At 70.6% G+C, this 18076-nt stretch carries 15 protein-coding genes; 9 read left to right on the top strand and 6 right to left on the bottom strand.

The genetic code is table 11. From position 1 onward, the window contains the following. Positions 1 to 140: 140 nt before the first annotated feature. Positions 141 to 596 carry a hypothetical protein gene (locus ACQE3L_RS13900; RefSeq protein WP_426964466.1) on the top strand — a complete coding sequence of 152 codons (456 nt, stop codon included), beginning with the start codon at positions 141 to 143 and terminating at the stop codon, positions 594 to 596. 117 nt (positions 597 to 713) lie between these two features. Here the strand turns inward: ACQE3L_RS13900 and ACQE3L_RS13895 are convergent, their stop codons facing one another. After that, the gene (locus ACQE3L_RS13895; protein ID WP_426964465.1) at positions 714 to 914 is read right to left on the bottom strand and encodes a VNG_1110C family protein; all 201 of its coding nucleotides are present in this window, start codon (positions 912 to 914) and stop codon (positions 714 to 716) included. A gap of 169 nt (positions 915 to 1083) precedes the next feature. Between ACQE3L_RS13895 and ACQE3L_RS13890 the strand changes: the two genes are divergently transcribed. Both ACQE3L_RS13890 and ACQE3L_RS13885 read left to right on the top strand, forming a co-directional pair. Beyond that, on the top strand, positions 1084 to 2193 hold the full coding sequence (locus ACQE3L_RS13890) for an OBG GTPase family GTP-binding protein (protein ID WP_426964464.1): 1110 nt from the start codon (positions 1084 to 1086) through the stop codon (positions 2191 to 2193). After that, positions 2194 to 2691 carry a TIGR04206 family protein gene (locus ACQE3L_RS13885; protein WP_426964463.1) on the top strand — a complete coding sequence of 166 codons (498 nt, stop codon included), beginning with the start codon at positions 2194 to 2196 and terminating at the stop codon, positions 2689 to 2691. It abuts the gene before it with no gap. A gap of 129 nt (positions 2692 to 2820) precedes the next feature. On the opposite strand, the gene pan1 is transcribed toward ACQE3L_RS13885, so the two are convergent. Then, complete coding sequence (gene pan1, locus ACQE3L_RS13880; RefSeq protein ID WP_426964462.1) at positions 2821 to 4038, bottom strand: proteasome-activating nucleotidase Pan1; 1218 nt, start codon at positions 4036 to 4038, stop codon at positions 2821 to 2823. Positions 4039 to 4242: 204 nt separating this feature from the next. On the opposite strand from pan1, the gene ACQE3L_RS13875 reads away from it, so the two are divergent. From ACQE3L_RS13875 to rad50, 4 genes are all read left to right on the top strand, one after another. After that, the gene (locus ACQE3L_RS13875) at positions 4243 to 4530 is read left to right on the top strand and encodes a MarR family transcriptional regulator (RefSeq protein ID WP_426964461.1); all 288 of its coding nucleotides are present in this window, start codon (positions 4243 to 4245) and stop codon (positions 4528 to 4530) included. A gap of 114 nt (positions 4531 to 4644) precedes the next feature. Then, on the top strand, positions 4645 to 5022 hold the full coding sequence (locus ACQE3L_RS13870; protein ID WP_426964460.1) for a DUF7966 family protein: 378 nt from the start codon (positions 4645 to 4647) through the stop codon (positions 5020 to 5022). After that, on the top strand, positions 5019 to 6428 hold the full coding sequence (gene mre11, locus ACQE3L_RS13865) for a DNA double-strand break repair protein Mre11 (protein WP_426964459.1): 1410 nt from the start codon (positions 5019 to 5021) through the stop codon (positions 6426 to 6428). The genes ACQE3L_RS13870 and mre11 overlap by 4 nt, the downstream gene beginning before the upstream one ends. Beyond that, on the top strand, positions 6425 to 9109 hold the full coding sequence (gene rad50 / locus ACQE3L_RS13860) for a DNA double-strand break repair ATPase Rad50 (protein ID WP_426964458.1): 2685 nt from the start codon (positions 6425 to 6427) through the stop codon (positions 9107 to 9109). The genes mre11 and rad50 overlap by 4 nt, the downstream gene beginning before the upstream one ends. A 33-nt stretch (positions 9110 to 9142) precedes the next feature. On the opposite strand, the gene ACQE3L_RS13855 is transcribed toward rad50, so the two are convergent. Next, a complete protein-coding gene (locus tag ACQE3L_RS13855) occupies positions 9143 to 10558 on the bottom strand; it encodes an MATE family efflux transporter (RefSeq protein ID WP_426964536.1) in 1416 nt (471 codons plus the stop codon). A gap of 169 nt (positions 10559 to 10727) precedes the next feature. Here ACQE3L_RS13855 and ACQE3L_RS13850 point away from each other — a divergent pair, with 169 nt between their 5' ends. Beyond that, the gene (locus ACQE3L_RS13850; RefSeq protein WP_426964457.1) at positions 10728 to 12179 is read left to right on the top strand and encodes a M20/M25/M40 family metallo-hydrolase; all 1452 of its coding nucleotides are present in this window, start codon (positions 10728 to 10730) and stop codon (positions 12177 to 12179) included. Positions 12180 to 12875: 696 nt separating this feature from the next. Here the strand turns inward: ACQE3L_RS13850 and gatB are convergent. From gatB to ACQE3L_RS13835, 3 genes are all read right to left on the bottom strand, one after another. Next, positions 12876 to 14363 carry an Asp-tRNA(Asn)/Glu-tRNA(Gln) amidotransferase subunit GatB gene (gatB, locus tag ACQE3L_RS13845; protein WP_426964456.1) on the bottom strand — a complete coding sequence of 496 codons (1488 nt, stop codon included), beginning with the start codon at positions 14361 to 14363 and terminating at the stop codon, positions 12876 to 12878. 369 nt (positions 14364 to 14732) lie between these two features. Beyond that, the gene (locus tag ACQE3L_RS13840; RefSeq protein WP_426964455.1) at positions 14733 to 16250 is read right to left on the bottom strand and encodes an MATE family efflux transporter; all 1518 of its coding nucleotides are present in this window, start codon (positions 16248 to 16250) and stop codon (positions 14733 to 14735) included. Between the two features lie 243 nt (positions 16251 to 16493). After that, positions 16494 to 17081: a cupin domain-containing protein gene (locus ACQE3L_RS13835; protein WP_426964454.1), complete on the bottom strand. Its 588-nt coding sequence runs from the start codon at positions 17079 to 17081 to the stop codon at positions 16494 to 16496. 112 nt (positions 17082 to 17193) lie between these two features. Here ACQE3L_RS13835 and ACQE3L_RS13830 point away from each other — a divergent pair, with 112 nt between their 5' ends. Beyond that, a complete protein-coding gene (locus tag ACQE3L_RS13830) occupies positions 17194 to 17958 on the top strand; it encodes a VOC family protein (RefSeq protein ID WP_426964453.1) in 765 nt (254 codons plus the stop codon). Positions 17959 to 18076 lie beyond the last annotated feature (118 nt).

The following is an 18076-nucleotide window of genomic DNA, read 5'->3' as shown; positions in this document are numbered from 1 at the left end:
AGCGATGGCACACTTAGCTCTTTTGTAGCGCGTTCGCCCGCGCGCTCGTCGGCCACATCCGAGGGGTCCACCGTCGCCGACATACGAAGGCTATTTGTACGCACGCACGGACGCTCTACCAACGAGGAACGGATACAGATATGGTCTCGCTTACGCTCGTGAGTACGGTACTGATGGGGTTGCTCGTCGTCGCCACGTTCGTCGCCGCCGCGCGGATCGGCACCCGACGGAAACACGAGGCGGCCGCGTCGGAGGGCGACCGGTACGACCAGCTCGCGCGCCGGTTCGACGAACTCGCCAAGTCGCCCGCGGTCTGGGCGGTCGTCTTCGTCGCCGGTGCGCTCACGTTCGGCCTCGGGGCGGTCGCCGCGTTCGGCGGCTTCGGTCTCTCGGAGGGGGCGGCCGCGACCGCGTTGACCGTCGTCTACGCCGTGCTCGGCATCTCGCTCTTCGCGTTCGTCTTCCTCGGCGGGTACGCCGGCGCACGCGGCCGCGGGCTCGGCAACGCGCAGGGGGTGGCCGTCGGGGCCATCGCCTTCGGCTTCGCGCTCCTGTTCGTCATCGCGGCGCAGCTCGTCATCGGCAGTCTCGGCTGAGTCGGCGCGTCGCGGTCCGTTCCTTTTCTCATCGGCACACGTCAGCCGCGGCTCCGCGGTCGGGGACACGCGTTCGAAGGAGAGACGGCGGGCGGCCGACGGGCGGTCCGCGACCGGCTACGCCAGCGCGACGCCCTGCCGAGCCAGGTAGTCGTTGACGGCCTTGATCTCGATCGGGCTGCCGATGATCCGACAGTGCGTCTCCGTCTCGAAGACGGTGACGGTGTACTCGGTCTCCAGTCGCTCGCGGACCCCGTCGAGCGCGTGGCGGGGCACCACGATCTGCGTGCTGTCGCGGAGCCGCGCGGGGTCCGGCATTCGTCGTCCGACCAGTTGTGTGGCCGACATATAGGCGTGTCGGAACGAGCGCGCGGGCCATCTCCGCGGTCCTCGGCGTGCAGTCCCGGCGTGGGTCCGACCGTGTTCGCGTCCCCACGTCGACCGCGGAGGGACAGGTTTAACGAGCCGACCGGCCGAGTATGCGGCGATGGGACTGGAGGACGAAATCGAGGACCTCCGCGAGGAGATCGCCAACACGCCCTACAACAAGTCCACCGAGGCGCACATCGGGCGGCTGAAGGCGAAGCTCGCGGAGAAGAAGGAGAAGCTGGAGAACCAGTCCTCCGCAGGCGGCGGTCACGGCTACGCCGTCGAGAAACACGGCGACGCGACCGTCGCGCTCGTCGGCTTCCCGAGCGTCGGCAAGTCGACCCTGATCAACGCGCTGACCAACGCCGACAGCGAGGTCGGCTCCTACGAGTTCACGACGCTCGACGTCAACCCGGGCATGCTGATGTACCGCGGCGCGAACATCCAGATCCTCGACGTGCCGGGCCTGATCGAGGGCGCGGCGGGCGGCCGCGGCGGCGGGAAGGAGGTCCTCTCGGTCGTCCGGACCGCGGACCTCGTGGTGTACGTCCTCTCCGTCTTCGAGATCGAGCAGTACGACCGGCTGAGCGAGGAGCTGTACAACACGAACATCCGGCTCGACACGGAGCCGCCGAACATCAACATCCGGAAGACACACAAGGACGGCATCGGAGTGACGATGAGCGACGAGGTGAGCCTCGAGGAGGACACCGTCAAGCAGGTGCTCCGCGAGTACGGCTACGTCAACGCCAAGGTGACGATCCCCCACGACCTCACCATCGACGAGCTCGTCGACGCCGTGATGGACAACCGCGAGTACCTCCCCTCGATGGTCGCGGTCAACAAGGCGGACCTGATCGACAAGGAGTACCTGCCGACGGTGAAGGAGGAACTCCGCGAGCGCGACCTCGACCCCGACGACGTGGTCTTCATCTCCGCGGAGAAGGAGCGCGGCCTCGACGGGCTGAAGGAGCGGCTCTGGGAGGAGCTCGGGCTGATCCGGATCTACATGGACAAGCCCGGCCGCGGCGTCGACTACGAGGAGCCGCTCGTCCTCTTCGAGGGCGCCACCGTCGGCGACGCCTGCGAGAAGATCGGCGGCGAGTTCGACGAGCGGTTCAAGTTCGCCCGCGTCTCCGGTCCGAGCGCGAAACACGACGACCAGCAGGTCGGCAAGGGGCACGTGCTGGCCGACGAGGACGTGCTCCGGATCGTCGCCCGGAAGTAGATGGGCGACGCCACCTCTGACCCGACCCCGCCCTCCGGTCGCCTCGCGGCCGCGGCGACGCTCGCGCTGCTTTTCGTCCCGGTGACCGCCCTCCGCGCGGGCGCCGGCGACTACACGCTCCTCATGCCGTGGGGCTTTCTGAACACCGCGCCGCTCGCGCCCGACCGATCCATCCACGTCTACACCGTCGCCAGCTACTTCCTCGACGGGCCGCCGGTCGCGGCGCTGCCCCGGTCGATCACCGTCTGGCCGGTCGCGCTCGCGTGTCACCTGTTGGCCGCGGGGAGCGCGGTCGCGGGCGCGCTCTTCGGCCGCGAGGACCGGCGCGTCACCGGCGGCCTGCTCGTGCTCGCCGCGGTCGGGAGCGCGTGGGTCGCGGTCGGCGTCGGCGCACGGGGCGGGAGCCCCCTCGCCGCGCCGCCGCTCGGCGCCGCGGTGACCCTCGGCGTCGCGGCCGCCTTCTACGGCCCCGCGCTTCGCCGGGCGGTCGCGCGCTGACTCGGACGCTCGCACGCCGACCCGTCCGCCGCGCGGAGGGCGCTTCAGACCTCGAGACGCCACGGGATGCGTCGCTCGGCGCGAAGCGCGGGAAGAAAAAACCAACAGGAAGGGGCCGGAGTCGGTCGATTAGGCGAACGCGATCGAGTCGCCCACGTCGCTCTCCTCGACCTGCGAGAGCTTCTCGTAGGCCTCGCGGAAGTCGCCCATCCGGACCTCGGTGCGGTCGTCGCGGATGGCGAACATCCCGGCCTCGGTACAGACGGCCTTCACGTCCGCGCCGGAGGCGTCCTCGGCCATCTCCGCGAGCGCGCCGAAGTCCACGTCGTCGGCGACGTTCATGTCGCGGGTGTGGATCTCGAAGATGATCTTGCGCCCCTCGGCGTCGGGCTTGGGGACCTCGATGAGGCGGTCGAACCGACCGGGCCGGAGGATCGCCTCGTCGAGCATGTCGAAGCGGTTGGTCGCGGCGATGATCCGGATCTCGCCGCGCTCGTCGAAGCCGTCCATCTCCGAGAGCAGCTGCATCATCGTCCGCTGGACCTCCGCGTCGCCGGAGGTCTTCGAGTCCGTCCGCTTCGAGGCGATGGCGTCGATCTCGTCGATGAAGATCACCGCGGGCTCGTTCTCGCGGGCGACCTCGAAGAGGTCGCGGACGAGCTTGGCGCCCTCGCCGATGAACTTGTGGACCAGCTCGGAGCCGGCCATCTTGATGAACGTCGCGTTGGTCTCGTTGGCGACGGCCTTCGCGAGCATCGTCTTGCCGGTGCCCGGCGGACCGTACAGCAGGACGCCGGAGGGCGGCGTGATGCCAACCTCTCCGAACATCTCGGGCTGTTCGAGCGGCATCTCGACGGTCTCGCGGACCTCGTTCATCTGCTCGTCGATGCCGCCGATGTCGGCGTAGGTCACGTCGGGCGAGTGCTCGACCTGCATGACGCGGGCGCGCACGTCCGTCTCCTTCTCGAGCTTCTTCACGACGGACAGCGAGTTGTTGACGGCCACGCGGTCGTCGGGCGCGAGGTCCTCGCGCATCTCGTCGGTGACCTCGGTGAGCGCCTCCTGGTTGTTGCCGTGCTGTTTGATCACGACGCCCTCGCCGTTGAGCTCCTGGACGGTGGCGACGAACAGCGGGGACTGCTTCAGCTTCTTGTTCTCGTGAGTCAGCCGCTCGAGCTTCTGCTGGTACTTGTTGTTCTCGGCGTTCGCGTCGAGGAGCTTGTCGCGCATCTCCTCGTTCTGCGACTCCAGAACCTCGAGCCGCTCCTGCAGCGTCTCGATCTTCTCCTGTTGCGACGCCGATTCGTCCTCGTACGGCATATCGACGTCGTCCACAGTGTCACTCATCTACCCCTGTTAGGCCGGTCACTAATAAGAGACTTCGGGTCGGGGCGGTCCGGCCGCCGCTGTGGGCCGTCTCTGCGGTCGTTCGCGTGGAACAGCCGCCATTCCTCTCCGTTCGCGTCGGCGCCTCCCGTGCCCGAGTAATGCTTGTTGGTAATTAAATTGGATAGCAAATATTATCTATTAGCATCACACACGTGGAGACACATGAGTGCACCAGAGGCCATCCACGCGGACGAGGACGACGCGGTAGACGAGGACGCGGTCGACGGCGACCGGTGGGAGCCGGTCCGGGACCTGCCCCCCAGCGCGAAGCTCGTGGCGAAGGTCCTCGACTACAACGAGACGCTGACGCAGAGCGAACTCGCGGAGGAGACCCTGCTGCCGCCCCGGACGGTCCGCTACGCGCTCTCCCGGCTGGAGGACGAGGAGGTCGTCGACTCCCGATTCTCCTTCGCTGACGCGCGCAAGCGGCTCTACACCCTGTCGCTCTGAGGCCCGGACCCGATCTCGAATCCCCCCGGAACGCCGCTCCGGTCCCTTCTCTCCGGTCCCTTCTCCCCCGACCCCTCCCGACCCCTTTTCACCGATACCGCGCCATCCGCGGCCGTGGCAACCACGCAAGCCGTCAAGCGCGCGCTGGCCGCGCTGGCGAGGAGGACCGACACGGCTCGAAGCCCCTACGCCGCCGTGATCGAGGAGGCGACGGATGCGCGCTCGGACCTCTCCCGAGCCGCCGGGTTCCTCGACGCGGTCGGGCTCGACCGGCTGGAGGCGGCGACGGCGGCGGCCGCGGACGCCGAGGAGGCGGCACTCGCGGACCGCGGCCGCGAGGCGCTCCGCGCGTATCGCGGGCTTCGGGCGGCCGCGGCGGGCACGGCGAGCGACCGGCCGCGGTCCGAGGGGGACCGCGAGGACGCTCCCGACCACTTCCGCCCCGGCGGCGGAACCCCTAAATGCGGAACCGGACAACCTCACGCCGAATGACGCGGGTGATCCACACCGGCGACACCCACATCGGGTACCAGCAGTACCACTCGCCGGTCAGACGGCAGGACTTCCTCGAGGCCTTCGAGCAGGTGGTCGAGGACGCGGTCGCGGACGACGTGGACGCGGTGGTCCACGCTGGCGACCTGTTCCACGACCGGCGGCCGGAGCTGCAGGACCTCCTCGGGACGCTGTCGGTCCTCCGGGAGCTGGACGACGCCGGCATCCCCTTCCTCGCCATCGTCGGCAACCACGAGTCGACGCGCGGCGGGCAGTGGCTCGACCTCTTCGAGCGCCTGGGACTTGCCACGCGGCTCGACGACGCGCCGACGGTCGTGGGCGACACCGCCTTCTACGGGCTCGACCACGTCCCCGTCTCGCGTCGCGACGATCTCGAGTACGAGTTCGAGCCACACGACGCCGACGCCGCCGCGCTGGTCGCGCACGGTCTCTTCGAGCCGTTCGCGCACGCGGACTGGGACACCGAGGAACTCCTCACGGCAAGCACCGTCGACTTCGACGCGCTGCTGCTCGGCGACAACCACAAGGCGGACACCGCGCAGGTGCGCAACGCGTGGGTCACCTACCCCGGCTCGACCGAGCGCGCGAGCGCGAGCGAGGAAGCGGGCCGTGGCTACAACCTCGTCCGCTTCGGGGAGGACGCGGCCGACGGGGACGCCGAAGACGGCGAGTCCGGGGACGACGCCGCCGCGGTCGACATCAGACGACGAGCGCTGGAGACGCGCCCGTTCGCGTTCGTCTCCGTGGACCTCCGCGAGGGCGAGGGGATCGAGCGCGTGCGCGAGCAGGTCCGCCAGCACGACCTCGCGGACGCGGTCGCCATCGTGGAGGTCACCGGCGAGGGGGAGCCGGTCACTCCCGCGGCGGTCGAGGAGTTCGCCACCGACGAGGGCGCGCTGATCGCCCGCGTGACCGACCGCCGCGAGGTGGAGACCGAGACGGAGGTGGACGTGAGCTTCGCGGACCCGGAGGACGCCGTCCGCGAGCGTATCGGCGAGATGGGCCTGTCGACGGCCGCGCTCGACGTGGACGAGACGGTCCGCGCGAGCAAGGTCGCGGACAGCAACGTCCGCGAGGAGGTCAAAACGCGGCTGGAGGACCGCCTCGAGGACGGGGACCTCGGCGCCTTCGAGACCGGAAGCGGCGTGGTCGAGGAACGGACCGGCGACGAGGACGACCCGGAGGACGTCCCCGGAGAGCCGGCGGAAGACGGCGAGGACGCCGCGGAGACCGAGACGGCCACCACCGACGCCGAGGGGACGGAAAACGCGACCACGGCGGACGCCGCCGAGACGGACGAGGGGGCCGCGGACGCCGAACCGGAAGCCGACCCGACCGACGCGCCCGCTGACGACGGACAAGTCTCCATGGAGGATTACCTATGAGGTTCGACCGCATCGTGCTGCGGAACTTCAAGCCCTACGGCGACGCGGACCTCGACCTGGGCGACGGCGTCACCGTGATCCACGGGCTCAACGGCAGCGGCAAGTCCTCGCTGCTCGAGGCGTGCTTCTTCGCGCTGTACGGGTCGAAGGCGCTCGACGGCACGCTGGAGGACGTGATCACCAACGGCGAGGAGGAGACGGAGGTGACGCTCGCGTTCACTCACGACGGCGGAAACTACCGCATCGAGCGCCGCCTGAAGGACTACGGCGACCGCGTCGGTCACGACTGCACGCTGGAGGGGCCCGACGGGCTGACGCGCGACGGCGCCACCGCGGTCCGCGGCTTCGTCACCGAACTGCTGCGGATGGACGCCGAGGCGTTCGTCAACTGCGCGTACGTCCGGCAGGGCGAGGTGAACAAGCTGATCAACGCCACGCCGAGCGAGCGCCAGGACACCATCGACGACCTGCTCCAGCTCGGGACGCTGGAGGAGTACCGCGAGCGCGCGGGCGACGCCCGCCTCGGCGTCGAGGACGTGTTGACCGCCAAGCGGACGCTCCTCGAAGACCTCGACGAACGGATCGACGAGAAGGAGGAGAAGGACCTCCACGGCCGGCTCAACGAGCTGGAGAGCGACCTCGCCGAGCTCGAGGAGCGAGTCGAGAACTACGAGCAGCAGCGCGAGACCGCGGTCGAGACGCGCGAGGAGGCCGCCGCGGTGCTCGACGCCCAAGCGGAGAATCGCGAGGAACTGCGCGAGGTCGAGACGGCCATCGACGACCTGGAGGCGGAGATCCGCGAGGCCGAGAGCGAACGCGAGGGACACAAATCCGAGATCCGCGAGGCTCGCGAGCGGATCGCGGACCTCGAGGCGGCTCTCGACGACCGGCTCGGCGACGCCGGCCTCGACGCGGCGACGGAGGACGCGGTCGCGGACCGCCGCGCGGCGCTCGATACTCGCGAGGAGGAGTTACAGGAGGAGCTGTCGGACGTTCGCGTCGACGCCGAGGCGTTCCGCAATCAGGCGGACAACCTCGCCGACAAGGCGGACGACCTCGCGGCTCGCGCCGAGGAGTTGGACGGGGAGGCCGACGGCCTGACCGAACGCGCCGCGGAGGCCGAATCGGAGGCCGAGGACCGCGCGGACCGACTCGACGACCTCGCCGAGGAGGCGGAGACGCTTCAGGACCGCTTCGCGGACGCCGAGGTCGACCGCGGCGAGGCGACGGCGAAACGCGAGGCGCTGCGCGAGGAGCGCGGCGAGGCCCGCGAGCGCGTCGCCGAGTTGGAGGCGGAGCTGAGCAACGCCCGCGAGCGCGTCGCGGAGGCCGAGGAGCTGCTGGACGCCGGCAAGTGCCCGGAGTGCGGCCAGCCAGTCGAGGACTCGCCGCACGCCCACCGCGTCGAGGAGGACCGCGAGCGCGTCGCCGAGTTGGAGGCGGACCTGAGCGACGCCCGCGAGCGGGTCGCCGCCCTCGACGACCGGATCGACGCGCTCGAGGACCTCGTGGACGCCGAGGAGCGACTCGGCGAGATCGGGAACGCACGGGAGATGCTCGAGGAGCGCGTCGCCGAGAAGCGCGAGGCGGCCGAGAAGCACCGCGAGGAGGCGGCCGAGAAGCGCGAGGAGGCGGCCGAGAAGCGCGAGGAGGCGGCGGACCTCCGCGAGGTCGCCGACGAGAAACGCGAGGCGGCCGCGGAGGCGGCCGAGACGGTCGAGACGCTGGAGGGGGACCTCGCGGACCTCGCGGACGCCCGCGAGGCGGTCGACGCGGTCGCGGAGCGGCTGGACGCGGTCGCGGACGCCGAGGACCGGATCGAGCGCCTGCGGGAGCGGCGGTCCGCGATCGCCGACCTCAACGACGAGCGCCGCGATCGGCTCGCCGAGAAGCGCGAGCGCCGCGACGAGCTCCGCGAGGAGGTCGACGAGGACGCCATCGAGGACGCGAAAGAGCGGAAGACGGAGGCCGAAGACTACATCGAGCGCGTCGACGCGGAGCTCGACCGGCTCGCCGACCGGCGCGACGAGATCCAGAGCGCCATCGGGAGCGTCAGGGGGGAGATCGGCGACCTCGAGGACCTCCGCGAGGACCGCGCGGAGCTCGCGGAGACGGTCGACTCCCTCGAGTCGCTCCACGGCGAGACCGAGGCCCTCGAGTCGATGTACGGCGACCTCCGGGCGGAGCTTCGCCAGCGGAACGTCCGCGAACTGGAGCGCATGCTCAACGAGACGTTCGAGTTGGTGTACGACAACGACGCCTACTCGCACATCGAGCTGGACGGCGAGTACGAGCTGACCGTCTATCAGAAGGACGGGCAGCCGCTCGACCCCGAGCAGCTCTCGGGCGGCGAGCGCGCGCTGTTCAACCTCTCGCTGCGGTGTGCGATCTACCGCCTGCTCGCGGAGGGGATCGAGGGCGCGGCGCCGACCCCGCCGCTCATCCTCGACGAGCCGACCGTCTTCCTCGACTCGGGCCACGTCTCGCGGCTGGTGGATCTGGTCGAGGAGATGCGCGGCTTCGGCGTCCGCCAGATCGTCATCGTGAGCCACGACGAGGACCTCGTGGGCGCGGCCGACGACCTCGTGACGGTCGAGAAGGACCCCCGGACGAACCGGTCGACCGTGGCGCACGCCGACCCCGACGTCGCGAGCGCCGTGCTCCCGGCGGACGACGACTGACGCGCGAACGACCGGGCCCAGCGGGTGACCGTCTCAGTCGTCCGTCGCGGCCGGCGACCCCTCTGCCGCCCCTTCCCCGTCGATAACTCCTTCCTTCCACGTGCCGCGGAGGAACCACGCGACGCCGACCGCGAAGGAGGCGACGGCGGCCGCGGTGTACCCCCACCAGAGCCCCTCGACGCCCCAGTCGAGCCCGGTGTAGGTGACGCCGACGACGGGGACGGTCACGGTGCCGAACGCGAGCGCGACCGCCAGCGGGACGCGGAACGCCCACCGGGAGAGCAGCGAGAGCGCCATCGCGACCCTGGTGTCGCCGGCGCCGCGGAACGCGCCCTGGATCACCATCAGGCCGCCGAAGAACGCCCACGAGAGCGCCACGATCCGGAGGAAGACGACGCCCTCGGCGACGGTCGCGGGGTCGTCGATGAACACGCGCATCGCGCCGGCGGGGAAGAGCCAGACGGCGAGGCTCGCGGCGAGCAGGATGCCCATCGTCGCGAGCGTGGCGACGCGTGCGACCTCGCTCGCGCGGTCGGGCGTGTCCGCGCCGAGGTTCTGTCCGACGCCGGTCGCGGTCGCCTGTCCGACCGCGCCGGAGACGGTCCACGAGACGGACATCAGGCGGACGCCGATGCCGTACGCCGCGGTGGCTGCGGGGCCGAACCGGGCGACCAGCGCCGCCATCGCCACCGCCGCGAACGAGCGCGCCCAGCCGTCCAGCGTCGCCGGGTACCCCACGTCGACGAGCTTCCGGAGGATATCGGGATTCGGACGGAGGTCGCCGGGGTGGAGCTGGATCCCCCAGTCGCCCCGCAGGAGGATCCAGACGCCGACGGCGGCCGCGAACAGCCGCGAGACCAGCGTCGCGAGGGCGGCGCCGCGGGTGCCCATCGGCGGGACCGGTCCCCATCCGAGGATGAAGACGGGGTCGATGACGATGTTGAGCCCGGCGGAGACGGCGACGAGCCACATCGCGGTCTTCGTGTCGCCCGCGCCCTGCAGCGCGGCCCGGAACGCGAAGAACAGGAACGTCAGCGGCAGGGTGAGGAAGATGACCTCGATGTACGCCAGCGACTCGACGAACACCCGCCCCTGTGCGCCGATCAGTCGCAAAAGCGGCTCGCGCGCCGCGAACCCCGCGACGGCCAGCGCGGCGGAGACGACGACCGCGAGCAGGCAGGTCTGTGCGACCACCTCGTCGGCCCGGCGGTCGTTGCCGGCGCCGACGTGCTGGGAGACGAGCGCGATAGTGGCGGCGGTCAGCCCCATCGCGGTGGAGACGAACATCCACGACAGCGGGAACATCAGGGAGACGGCCGCGACGGCCTCCGTGCTCACGCGGCCGACCCAGAACATGTCCGCGAGGTTGTACAGCGTCTGCAGCAGGTTGCCGAGGACGAGCGGCCACGCTAGGTGGAAGAGCTTCGGGGAGATGCGGCCGGTCGTCATGTCGACGCGCGCGTCCTGGTTCGCCACGGGGACTCTCACGCCGCAGGTCGTCACGGGAACCGGTAGTTCTTGCGGAGGCGGCCGGGCTGGCCGGCGCCCGCCCGTCTCCGGTCGCCGGCCCGGGTTCCGCGACCGCAACGGGCAAGCCCCGGCGCGCGAACCAACGACCATGCCGACCGACGACGGACTTCAGAAGGCGGTCTCGGACGCCGTCGACGCCCGCCTCGACGACTACCGCGAGTCGCTGTTCGAGCTGCTGCGCCAGCCGAGCGTCTCGACGACCGGCGAGGGAATGGCGGAGGCCGCCGACCTCGTCGCCGCCACCCTGGCCGACTGCGGCTTCGAGACGGAGCTGATCGACACCGAGCGCTACCCGCTGGCGTACGCCGAGCGCGTCCCCGAGTCGGTTCGACAGGGGGAGACCGACCTCGCGGACGTTCCCACGGTCGTCTTCTACGGCCACTACGACGTGCAGCCGCCGGGCGACGAGGACGAGTGGGACTCCCCCGCCTTCGAGCCGACCGTCCGCGACGGCCGGATATACGCTCGCGGCGTCGGCGACAACAAGGGCCAGTTCCTCGCCCACGCGTTCGCGGTCGACGCGCTCGCGGCCGCGGACGCGCTCCCCGAGGTCGCCGTCAAACTGCTCGTGGAGGGTGGCGAGGAGAGCGGGAGCGCCGGACTGGTCGAGTACCTGGAGAGCGGTGCGCCCGCGATCGCCGACGCCGACCTGCTCTACGTCGCCGACGGCCCCCAGCACGCTGTCGGGCCGACCGGGGAGGCGGACGGGGCGGGAACCGCCGGCTCGCGGGAGGGCAAGCCGACGCTCATCTACGGCAACCGCGGCGTGCTCGCGTTCCAGCTCGACTGTCGGATCGCCAACACCGACCTTCACTCCGGGAACTTCGGCGGGCCGGTCCCGGCCGCGACGAACCGGCTCGTGCAGGCCCTCTCCTCGATGCGCGGCCCGGACGGCGACGCGATCACGGTCGAGGGGTTCCACGACGGCGCGGACGTGACGGCGGCGGACCGCGAACTCGTCGCGGCCATCCCGGACGACTCCGCCGCCATCGCGGCCGACCTGGACGTGCAGCGGTTCGACGGCGACGGCTCCTACTACGAGCGTCTGCTGACCGAGCCGACGATGACGGTCAACGGGCTCTCCGGCGGCTATCAGGGCGAGGGGATGAAGACGGTGCTCCCCGCCACGGCCTCGGCCAAGCTGGACTGCCGGCTCGTCCCCGGGCAGGATCCCCACGCCGTCTTCGACGCCATCGAGGCGCACCTCGCGGAGCGGTTCCCCGAGGTCGAAGCGACCAAGCAGTCCACCTTCCCGCCGATGAAGACCCCGGTGGACACCCCGGCCGCCGAGCCTGTCGCGGCCGCCCTCGGGGGGGTCTACGGCGAGGCGCCGGTCGAGCTTCCGGTCCTCGGCGGCAGCCTGCCCGCCGCGCTGTTCCGCACGGTCGAGGAGCTCGCGGACGTGCCCGTCCTCGTCGTCCCCTACGGCGACCACGACCAGGGGAACCACTCGCCGAACGAGCACATGAGCCTCGACCGCTTCGAGAAGGGGATCCGGACGAGCGCCGCGGTCGTGCGGGAACTGGACGGCGGCTTCTGAGGACCTGCCTTCTGAGCACGCTCTCCCGGCTGTCCCACGCTCGGCGCGCGCCGCGGCGACCGCGAAGCGCGTCGCCGCGACCGCGCGAGGGAGGGCACGGGCCGGCCGCCTGCGGTGCGTTGCTGTTCGCGGCCGGCCCGCGGCCGAGGCTGGGGAGGTGTGAGGCCACGCTCGACTCGACAGCCGCTAGCGAGACTCACCGAGCAACCGGCTGCGGCGACCAACTGACCAGAAAACGCCCTGGCGGACTGAAAGGGCGAGGCCGGTCGCGCCGAAGGGGAGTCGCTGAGCAACCTCTATCGGCGCGGGCGTTGCGGAGAGCGCCGATATGTTGCTCAGCGACCGCGAGCGGCCGAGGGCTTTCTGGGCGTTAGCGGCAAACGCAGCAGAACGCCTCATCAGTCAAAAACCAGCGTATAGCGAGCGGTCGAGGGCTTTCTGGGCGTTAGCGGCAAACGCAGCAGAACGCCTCATCAGTCAAGAACCAGCGTATAGCGAGCGGTCGAGGGCTTTCTGGGCGGTGGTGGCAAGCGTAGCAGAACGCCTCATCAGTCAAGAACCAGCGTATAGCGAGCGGCCGAGGGCTTTCTGGGCGTTAGCAGCAAGCGCAGCAGAACGCTCTCCGAGACAGAAACGGGCACAGACGACCGATTTCGCAACCGCCTCTTCAGCGACGACCGGGTCCTCGAAACTCGCTTACTCCGCCAGCGCCTCGCGCAACAGCCCGTTGACCTCGCCGGGGTCCGCGGAGCCGCCGGTCTTCTGCATCACCTGCCCGACGAGGAAGTTGATCGCGCCCTCGTCGCCCTCGTGGTAGTCCGTGACTGCCTCGGGGTGCTCCTCGATGGCCGCTTCGACCGCGGCCGCGACTTCGCCGGACTCGGCCTTGCCGAGGCCCTCGCGTTCGACGACGGTGTCGGGGTCGTCGCCCTCGTCGAGCATCGCGCGGAGGACGACCTCCTCGGCGTTCTTCGTGGTGAGCTCGCCCTCGTCGACGAGTTCGATCAGGCGCTCGAACTCGTCGAGGCGGTCGTCGACGTCCGTGATCGCCATGTCGCGGTAGTTGAGCTCGCCGAGCAGGTTGTCGGCGACCCACGTCGCCGCGAGGTCGGGGTCGAACGCCTCGGCGACCGCCTCGAAGAAGTCCGCGACCTCCTTCGTGGACGTGAGCTTCGAGGCGGACTCGGCGTCGAGACCGTACTCCTCCACGAAGCGCTCGCGGCGGGCGTCCGGGAGCTCGGGGATGGGGATCGACTCCTTCCAGTCCGAGACCTCGAGCGCGGGCAGGTCCGCCTCGCGGAAGTAGCGGTAGTCCTTCTCGGCCTCCTTCGAGCGCATCGAGACGGTGATGCCGCGCGACTCGTCCCAGTGGCGCGTCTCCTGTGCGACCTCGCGGCCGCGCCGGACCGCGTTCTTCTGGCGCGTGACCTCGTAGGCGAGCGCCTTCTCCGCGCCCTTGTGGCTGGAGATGTTCTTCACCTCGGTGCGGTTCGCCTCCGCGAGGGCCGCCTCGTCGATGGCGCCGTCCGCGGCCACCTCCTCGCCGGGGACCAGCGAGATGTTGGCGTCGACGCGGAGGCTCCCGTCGCGGGTGGCGTCGAAGACGCCGAGGTACTCCAGTACCTCCTCCAGTTTGGCGAGGAACGCGCGCGTCTCCGCGGGCGAGCGGAAGTCCGGCTCCGTGACGATCTCCACGAGCGGCGTCCCCGCGCGGTTGTAGTCGACGAGCGTGTAGTCGGCGGTGTCGATGGAGCCGCCGGCGTGCTGGAGGCTGCCGGGGTCCTCCTCGAGGTGGGCTCGCGTGATGCCGATCTCGCGGCGGTCGCCCTCGACGGAGACCTCGAGGCTCCCGTCCTGGCAGATCGGGGCGTCGTACTGCGTGATCTGGAAGTTCTTCGGCAGGTCGGGGTAGTAGTAGTTCTTCCGGTGGAACGTGGTCGTCTCGGGCACGTCGGCCTCCAGCGCCTTGCCGATCTTCACCGCGGCCTCGACGGCGCCCTCGTTGAGCACCGGGAGCGCGCCCGGCAGGCCCAGACAGACCGGGCAGGTGCGCGTGTTCGGCGCCTCGTCCTCGCTCGGCTCCGTCGAACAGCCACAGAAGATCTTCGTGTCGGTTTCGAGCTGGACGTGGACCTCCAGCCCGATGACGACCGCGAGCTCCTCCTCGGCGGTCTGCGTACTCATTGCGCGACCGTAGCGCGTGCGGTGTGTAAAACGTGTCGGGACGCCGAGCCGACGCGGAACGGTGCACTCCCGTGCCGTACTGGGCGGTGCGGTACCCTGCGGCACTGGGAGATGCCGTGCGGTGCCGTGCGGTCGGCGCGCGCCGCGGCGACCGCTTCGCGTGTCGCTGCGACCGAGGCTGGGGAGGCGTGAGGCTGCGGGGCTGTGCGGTCACGGGGCGGTGGCTGGGGCTTTCTGGGTGGTGCTGTTCCGCGCAGCAGGGTCTGTGACAGACCGAGATCGGTCAGCTACGTAGAGGGAGTCGGTCGGGGCTTTCTGTACGCTGTCGAAGCGGCCGCCGACATGGACGACCCATCCCACACAGTTCTCTCAGTCGTCCGCGGCCGCGGCGTCGGGACGGTAGTTCTGACTGATCGCCTTCCACTTGCCGGTCCGGAAGCGGGCGTAGTTGATCGCGGCGGGGATGGAGGTCTCGGCGAGGAACGCGAGGTAGAGCCCCCAGTAGCCGAGCGGCGCGAGCGCGACCGCGGGCGTGGCGACGCCCAGTAGCGGGACGGTCACCGAGGGGACGGAGAGCCCCGCCGCGCCCAGGTACGCCAGCGGGATCGAGCCGCCGAACATCCCGAGCAGTTGGCTCAGGAAGGGGATCTTCGTGTCGCCGGCGGCGTCGAGCGGCCCCGCGGCGCCGCCGGAGACGCCCTGCAGGATGACGGCGACGCAGGCGGCGTAGACGAGGTTCGTCGCGATGGGGATCGCCGGACTGTCGGGGCTATCGGCGAACAGGACGACGATGTCCGCCGCGGCGACGGCGATGAGCGCCGCGGAGACGAGGTAGGTCGCCACGGAGAAGCGGATGATGTCGCGCGCGTACGCCTCCGCGGACGCCTCGTCGTTCGTGCCGAGTTCCTGCCCGACGAGGCTGGAGGAGGCGAGCCCGAAGCCCCAGCCGGGGGTGTTCATGATCCCCCAGATGCGGCGGGCGATGACGAACGCGGCGACGGTGTTCTCGCCGAACACGTCGAGGATGGCGAGCATCGGGAACTCCGCGACCGTCCACACCAGGTTGCGCGCGCCGACCGGCGCGCCGATCTCCACGAGGTCCCGCAGCGTTCCGGGGTCGAGGTAGTTCCCGAAGGGGTCGATCGTGACGGGGAACGCGCCCATCCCGGGAAGGGCGCCGCGAGTGAGCCCGACCGCGAACGCGGCGACCGCGACCACGTTCGAGAGGACGGTGCCGAGCGCCGCGCCCTCGACGCCCCAGCCGAGTCCGAAGATGAAGACGGCGTTGAGGACGACGTTGACGACGGCGCCGCCGGCCCGGACCTGCATCGCGGTGTAGGCGTCGTCCGCGCCGACGAGCACGCGGCTCCCGACGAGGTTCAGCCCCGCGAAGGGGACGCCGAGCCCGACGATCTTGAGGTAGTCGGCGCCGAGCGCGATGGCCCGCTCGTTGCTGGAGATGAGGCCGATGAGCTCTCCGGGGATCAGCCAGAAGGCGGCGGTGACGGGGAGGCTGACGACGACGACGAGCAGCGTCGAGGAGCGCACGGCGAGCCCGAGTTCCTCGTGCGCCTCGGCGCCGTAGCGCTGGGAGACGAGCGCGATGGTGCCGCCGGCGACGCCGCCGCCGATGGCGAACGCGAGCCCCCAGAAGGGGCCGGCGAAGCCGACGCCAGCGACCGCGGAGACGCCGACCGCGGAGCCGACCATCGCCACGTCCACGGCGTTCTTCGACATGCGGGCGACGCCGGTGACGATCCGGGGCCACGCGAGGTCCGTGGTCCGGACCACGCGCTCGCGCTCGATGAGCCCGGCCCGGGCCAGCGCGAACCCGATGTAGAGGATGGCGAGCCTGAAGGGGTTGGGGACGGAGGACACGGCGGACATGCCCCGTCTCACCGCCGACCTAAAGGCCCTTCGTCAGGCGGCAGCCCTCTCCGCAACGTTCGCGTGTCGTTCGCACACGGTCGCGCGTGTTTCGGGGAGTCGGCCGCGGCCGCAGTCCGCCACGGTCCGCCGCCGCCCGTCGCCGCCCGTCGCCGTCCGCCACCGTTCGCCACCGCTCGCCACGGTCCGCCACCGCCCGCCGCCTCCCGCCGCCGTCCGCCACCGTCCGCCGCCGCTTCCGAGTCACTCCGTCAGAAGGTCGTCACGGCGGGACGGCGGGATGTACTCGGGGTAATCGGTCGGGTAGCCGGCGAGGCGGCCGATCCGTGCGGTCGCCCGGATCGCGCGTTTCTGGATCGGGACGGGAGCGCGTGCGAGGTAGAGCAGGTCGTCGTACGTTTCGAGGACCGGCGCGAGTCGGAGCGGGTTGAGCGGCATCCCCGAAGGCGTCGCCGGATGGTCGGCCGCGAGCCCGTAGGTGACGTACATGAACGGCTCCGTGGCCAGCGCCGGCGCGACCGACCCGACCATGTGGAGTTCGCCCTCGCCCGCGTTCCAGAACCGGTGGGGGTCTCCGGCCGGGATCGTCGCCCGCTCGCCGGGGGAGAGCCGTCGCGTCTCGCCGTCGTGCCAGACGCCGAGGCGGCCGGTCCGGACCTCGAGCGTCTCGTCCTGCTCCGGGTGGACGTGCCGCATCGGGCCGTGCGACTCGGGGGGCGGGGCCAGCCACATCTCGAACGTGGCGGCGTCCTCGCCGGTGGCGTCGGGCGTTTCGAGATACCGGACCCGCTTGCCGCTCCGCGGGGCCTCGATGAGTGGATAGGTCGTCATTCCCGGGGGCGTGTCTCGTGTGCCGGTGACGCGGCCGCGTCTTCATCGTTACGCCCGCGGCCGCTTCCGGGTCCGGTACGCTTTTCGACCCGAGCGCCGAATCGTGGCCCGTATGAGCGGCATTCTCGACCACGTGATGATCCGCGTGGAGGACTTAGAGGAGAGCCTCGAGTGGTACCAGACCAACTTCGGCTACGAGGAGAAGGGCCGCTGGGAGGCGGACACGTTCACCAACGTCTACCTCGGCCCCGAGGACGTCCACGAGGACGGCGCGCTGCTGGAACTCACCTACAACCACGGCGACCACTCCTACGAGCTGGGCGACGCGTGGGGCCACATCGCCGTCCGCGTCCCCGAGGACGGCCTACAGGACGCCTACGACGAGCTGATGGCCAACGGCGTCGACGACTACCGCGACCCCGAGTCGTGCGACAACCGCTACGCGTTCGTGAAGGACCCCGACGGTCACGAGATCGAGATCGTCAAGCGCGACCACGGCGTGAAGTGGAGCCTCGACCACACGATGATCCGCGTCGAGGACGCCGACGAGGCGCTCGGTTTCTGGACCCGCAAGTTCGAGTACGAGCACGCCGGTCGCTGGGAGGCGGACACCTTCTCGAACTACTTCATGGCGCCCCCGGACGCGCCCGAGGAGGCGATGACGGTGGAGCTCACCTACAACTACGACGGCCGCGAGTACACGATGGGCGACGCGTGGGGCCACCTCTGCGTCCGCGTCGACGACCTCGAGGAGGCGTGGGACGACCTGATGACCCGCGAGGCGGCGGACTACCGCGACCCCGAGTCCTGTGACCACAACTACGCGTTCACGAAGGACCAGGACGGCCACGAGATCGAGATCCTGACGCGCGACTGAGCGCGATATCGGGCGTCAGGACGGGCCACGGGGTTCGGTCGGACGAGTTCCCGGATCGGCTTTCTGTCTGCTGTCGTGTCCGTTGCTCGGGAGAGTGCCGTCCAGAACGCACCCGCTG

The organism is Haloparvum alkalitolerans (assembly GCF_050122995.1).
GTDB lineage: Archaea > Halobacteriota > Halobacteria > Halobacteriales > Haloferacaceae > Haloparvum > Haloparvum alkalitolerans.
The sequence above is the reverse complement of the archived record's forward strand: the minus strand, read 5'-3'. Positions and strand labels throughout refer to the sequence as shown.

What these genes read in the sequence shown, in the direction of transcription:
- rad50 (WP_426964458.1), top strand. Translation starts at nt 6,425, where the DNA reads ATGAGGTTCGACCGCATCGTGCTGCGGAACTTCAAGCCCTACGGCGAC.
- ACQE3L_RS13840 (WP_426964455.1), bottom strand. Translation starts at nt 16,250, where the DNA reads ATGTCCGCCGTGTCCTCCGTCCCCAACCCCTTCAGGCTCGCCATCCTC.
- ACQE3L_RS13855 (WP_426964536.1), bottom strand. Translation starts at nt 10,558, where the DNA reads ATGACGACCGGCCGCATCTCCCCGAAGCTCTTCCACCTAGCGTGGCCG.
- ACQE3L_RS13875 (WP_426964461.1), top strand. Translation starts at nt 4,243, where the DNA reads ATGAGTGCACCAGAGGCCATCCACGCGGACGAGGACGACGCGGTAGAC.
- ACQE3L_RS13885 (WP_426964463.1), top strand. Translation starts at nt 2,194, where the DNA reads ATGGGCGACGCCACCTCTGACCCGACCCCGCCCTCCGGTCGCCTCGCG.
- mre11 (WP_426964459.1), top strand. Translation starts at nt 5,019, where the DNA reads ATGACGCGGGTGATCCACACCGGCGACACCCACATCGGGTACCAGCAG.
- ACQE3L_RS13835 (WP_426964454.1), bottom strand. Translation starts at nt 17,081, where the DNA reads ATGACGACCTATCCACTCATCGAGGCCCCGCGGAGCGGCAAGCGGGTC.
- ACQE3L_RS13900 (WP_426964466.1), top strand. Translation starts at nt 141, where the DNA reads ATGGTCTCGCTTACGCTCGTGAGTACGGTACTGATGGGGTTGCTCGTC.
- pan1 (WP_426964462.1), bottom strand. Translation starts at nt 4,038, where the DNA reads ATGAGTGACACTGTGGACGACGTCGATATGCCGTACGAGGACGAATCG.
- ACQE3L_RS13895 (WP_426964465.1), bottom strand. Translation starts at nt 914, where the DNA reads ATGCCGGACCCCGCGCGGCTCCGCGACAGCACGCAGATCGTGGTGCCC.
- ACQE3L_RS13850 (WP_426964457.1), top strand. Translation starts at nt 10,728, where the DNA reads ATGCCGACCGACGACGGACTTCAGAAGGCGGTCTCGGACGCCGTCGAC.
- ACQE3L_RS13890 (WP_426964464.1), top strand. Translation starts at nt 1,084, where the DNA reads ATGGGACTGGAGGACGAAATCGAGGACCTCCGCGAGGAGATCGCCAAC.
- gatB (WP_426964456.1), bottom strand. Translation starts at nt 14,363, where the DNA reads ATGAGTACGCAGACCGCCGAGGAGGAGCTCGCGGTCGTCATCGGGCTG.
- ACQE3L_RS13830 (WP_426964453.1), top strand. Translation starts at nt 17,194, where the DNA reads ATGAGCGGCATTCTCGACCACGTGATGATCCGCGTGGAGGACTTAGAG.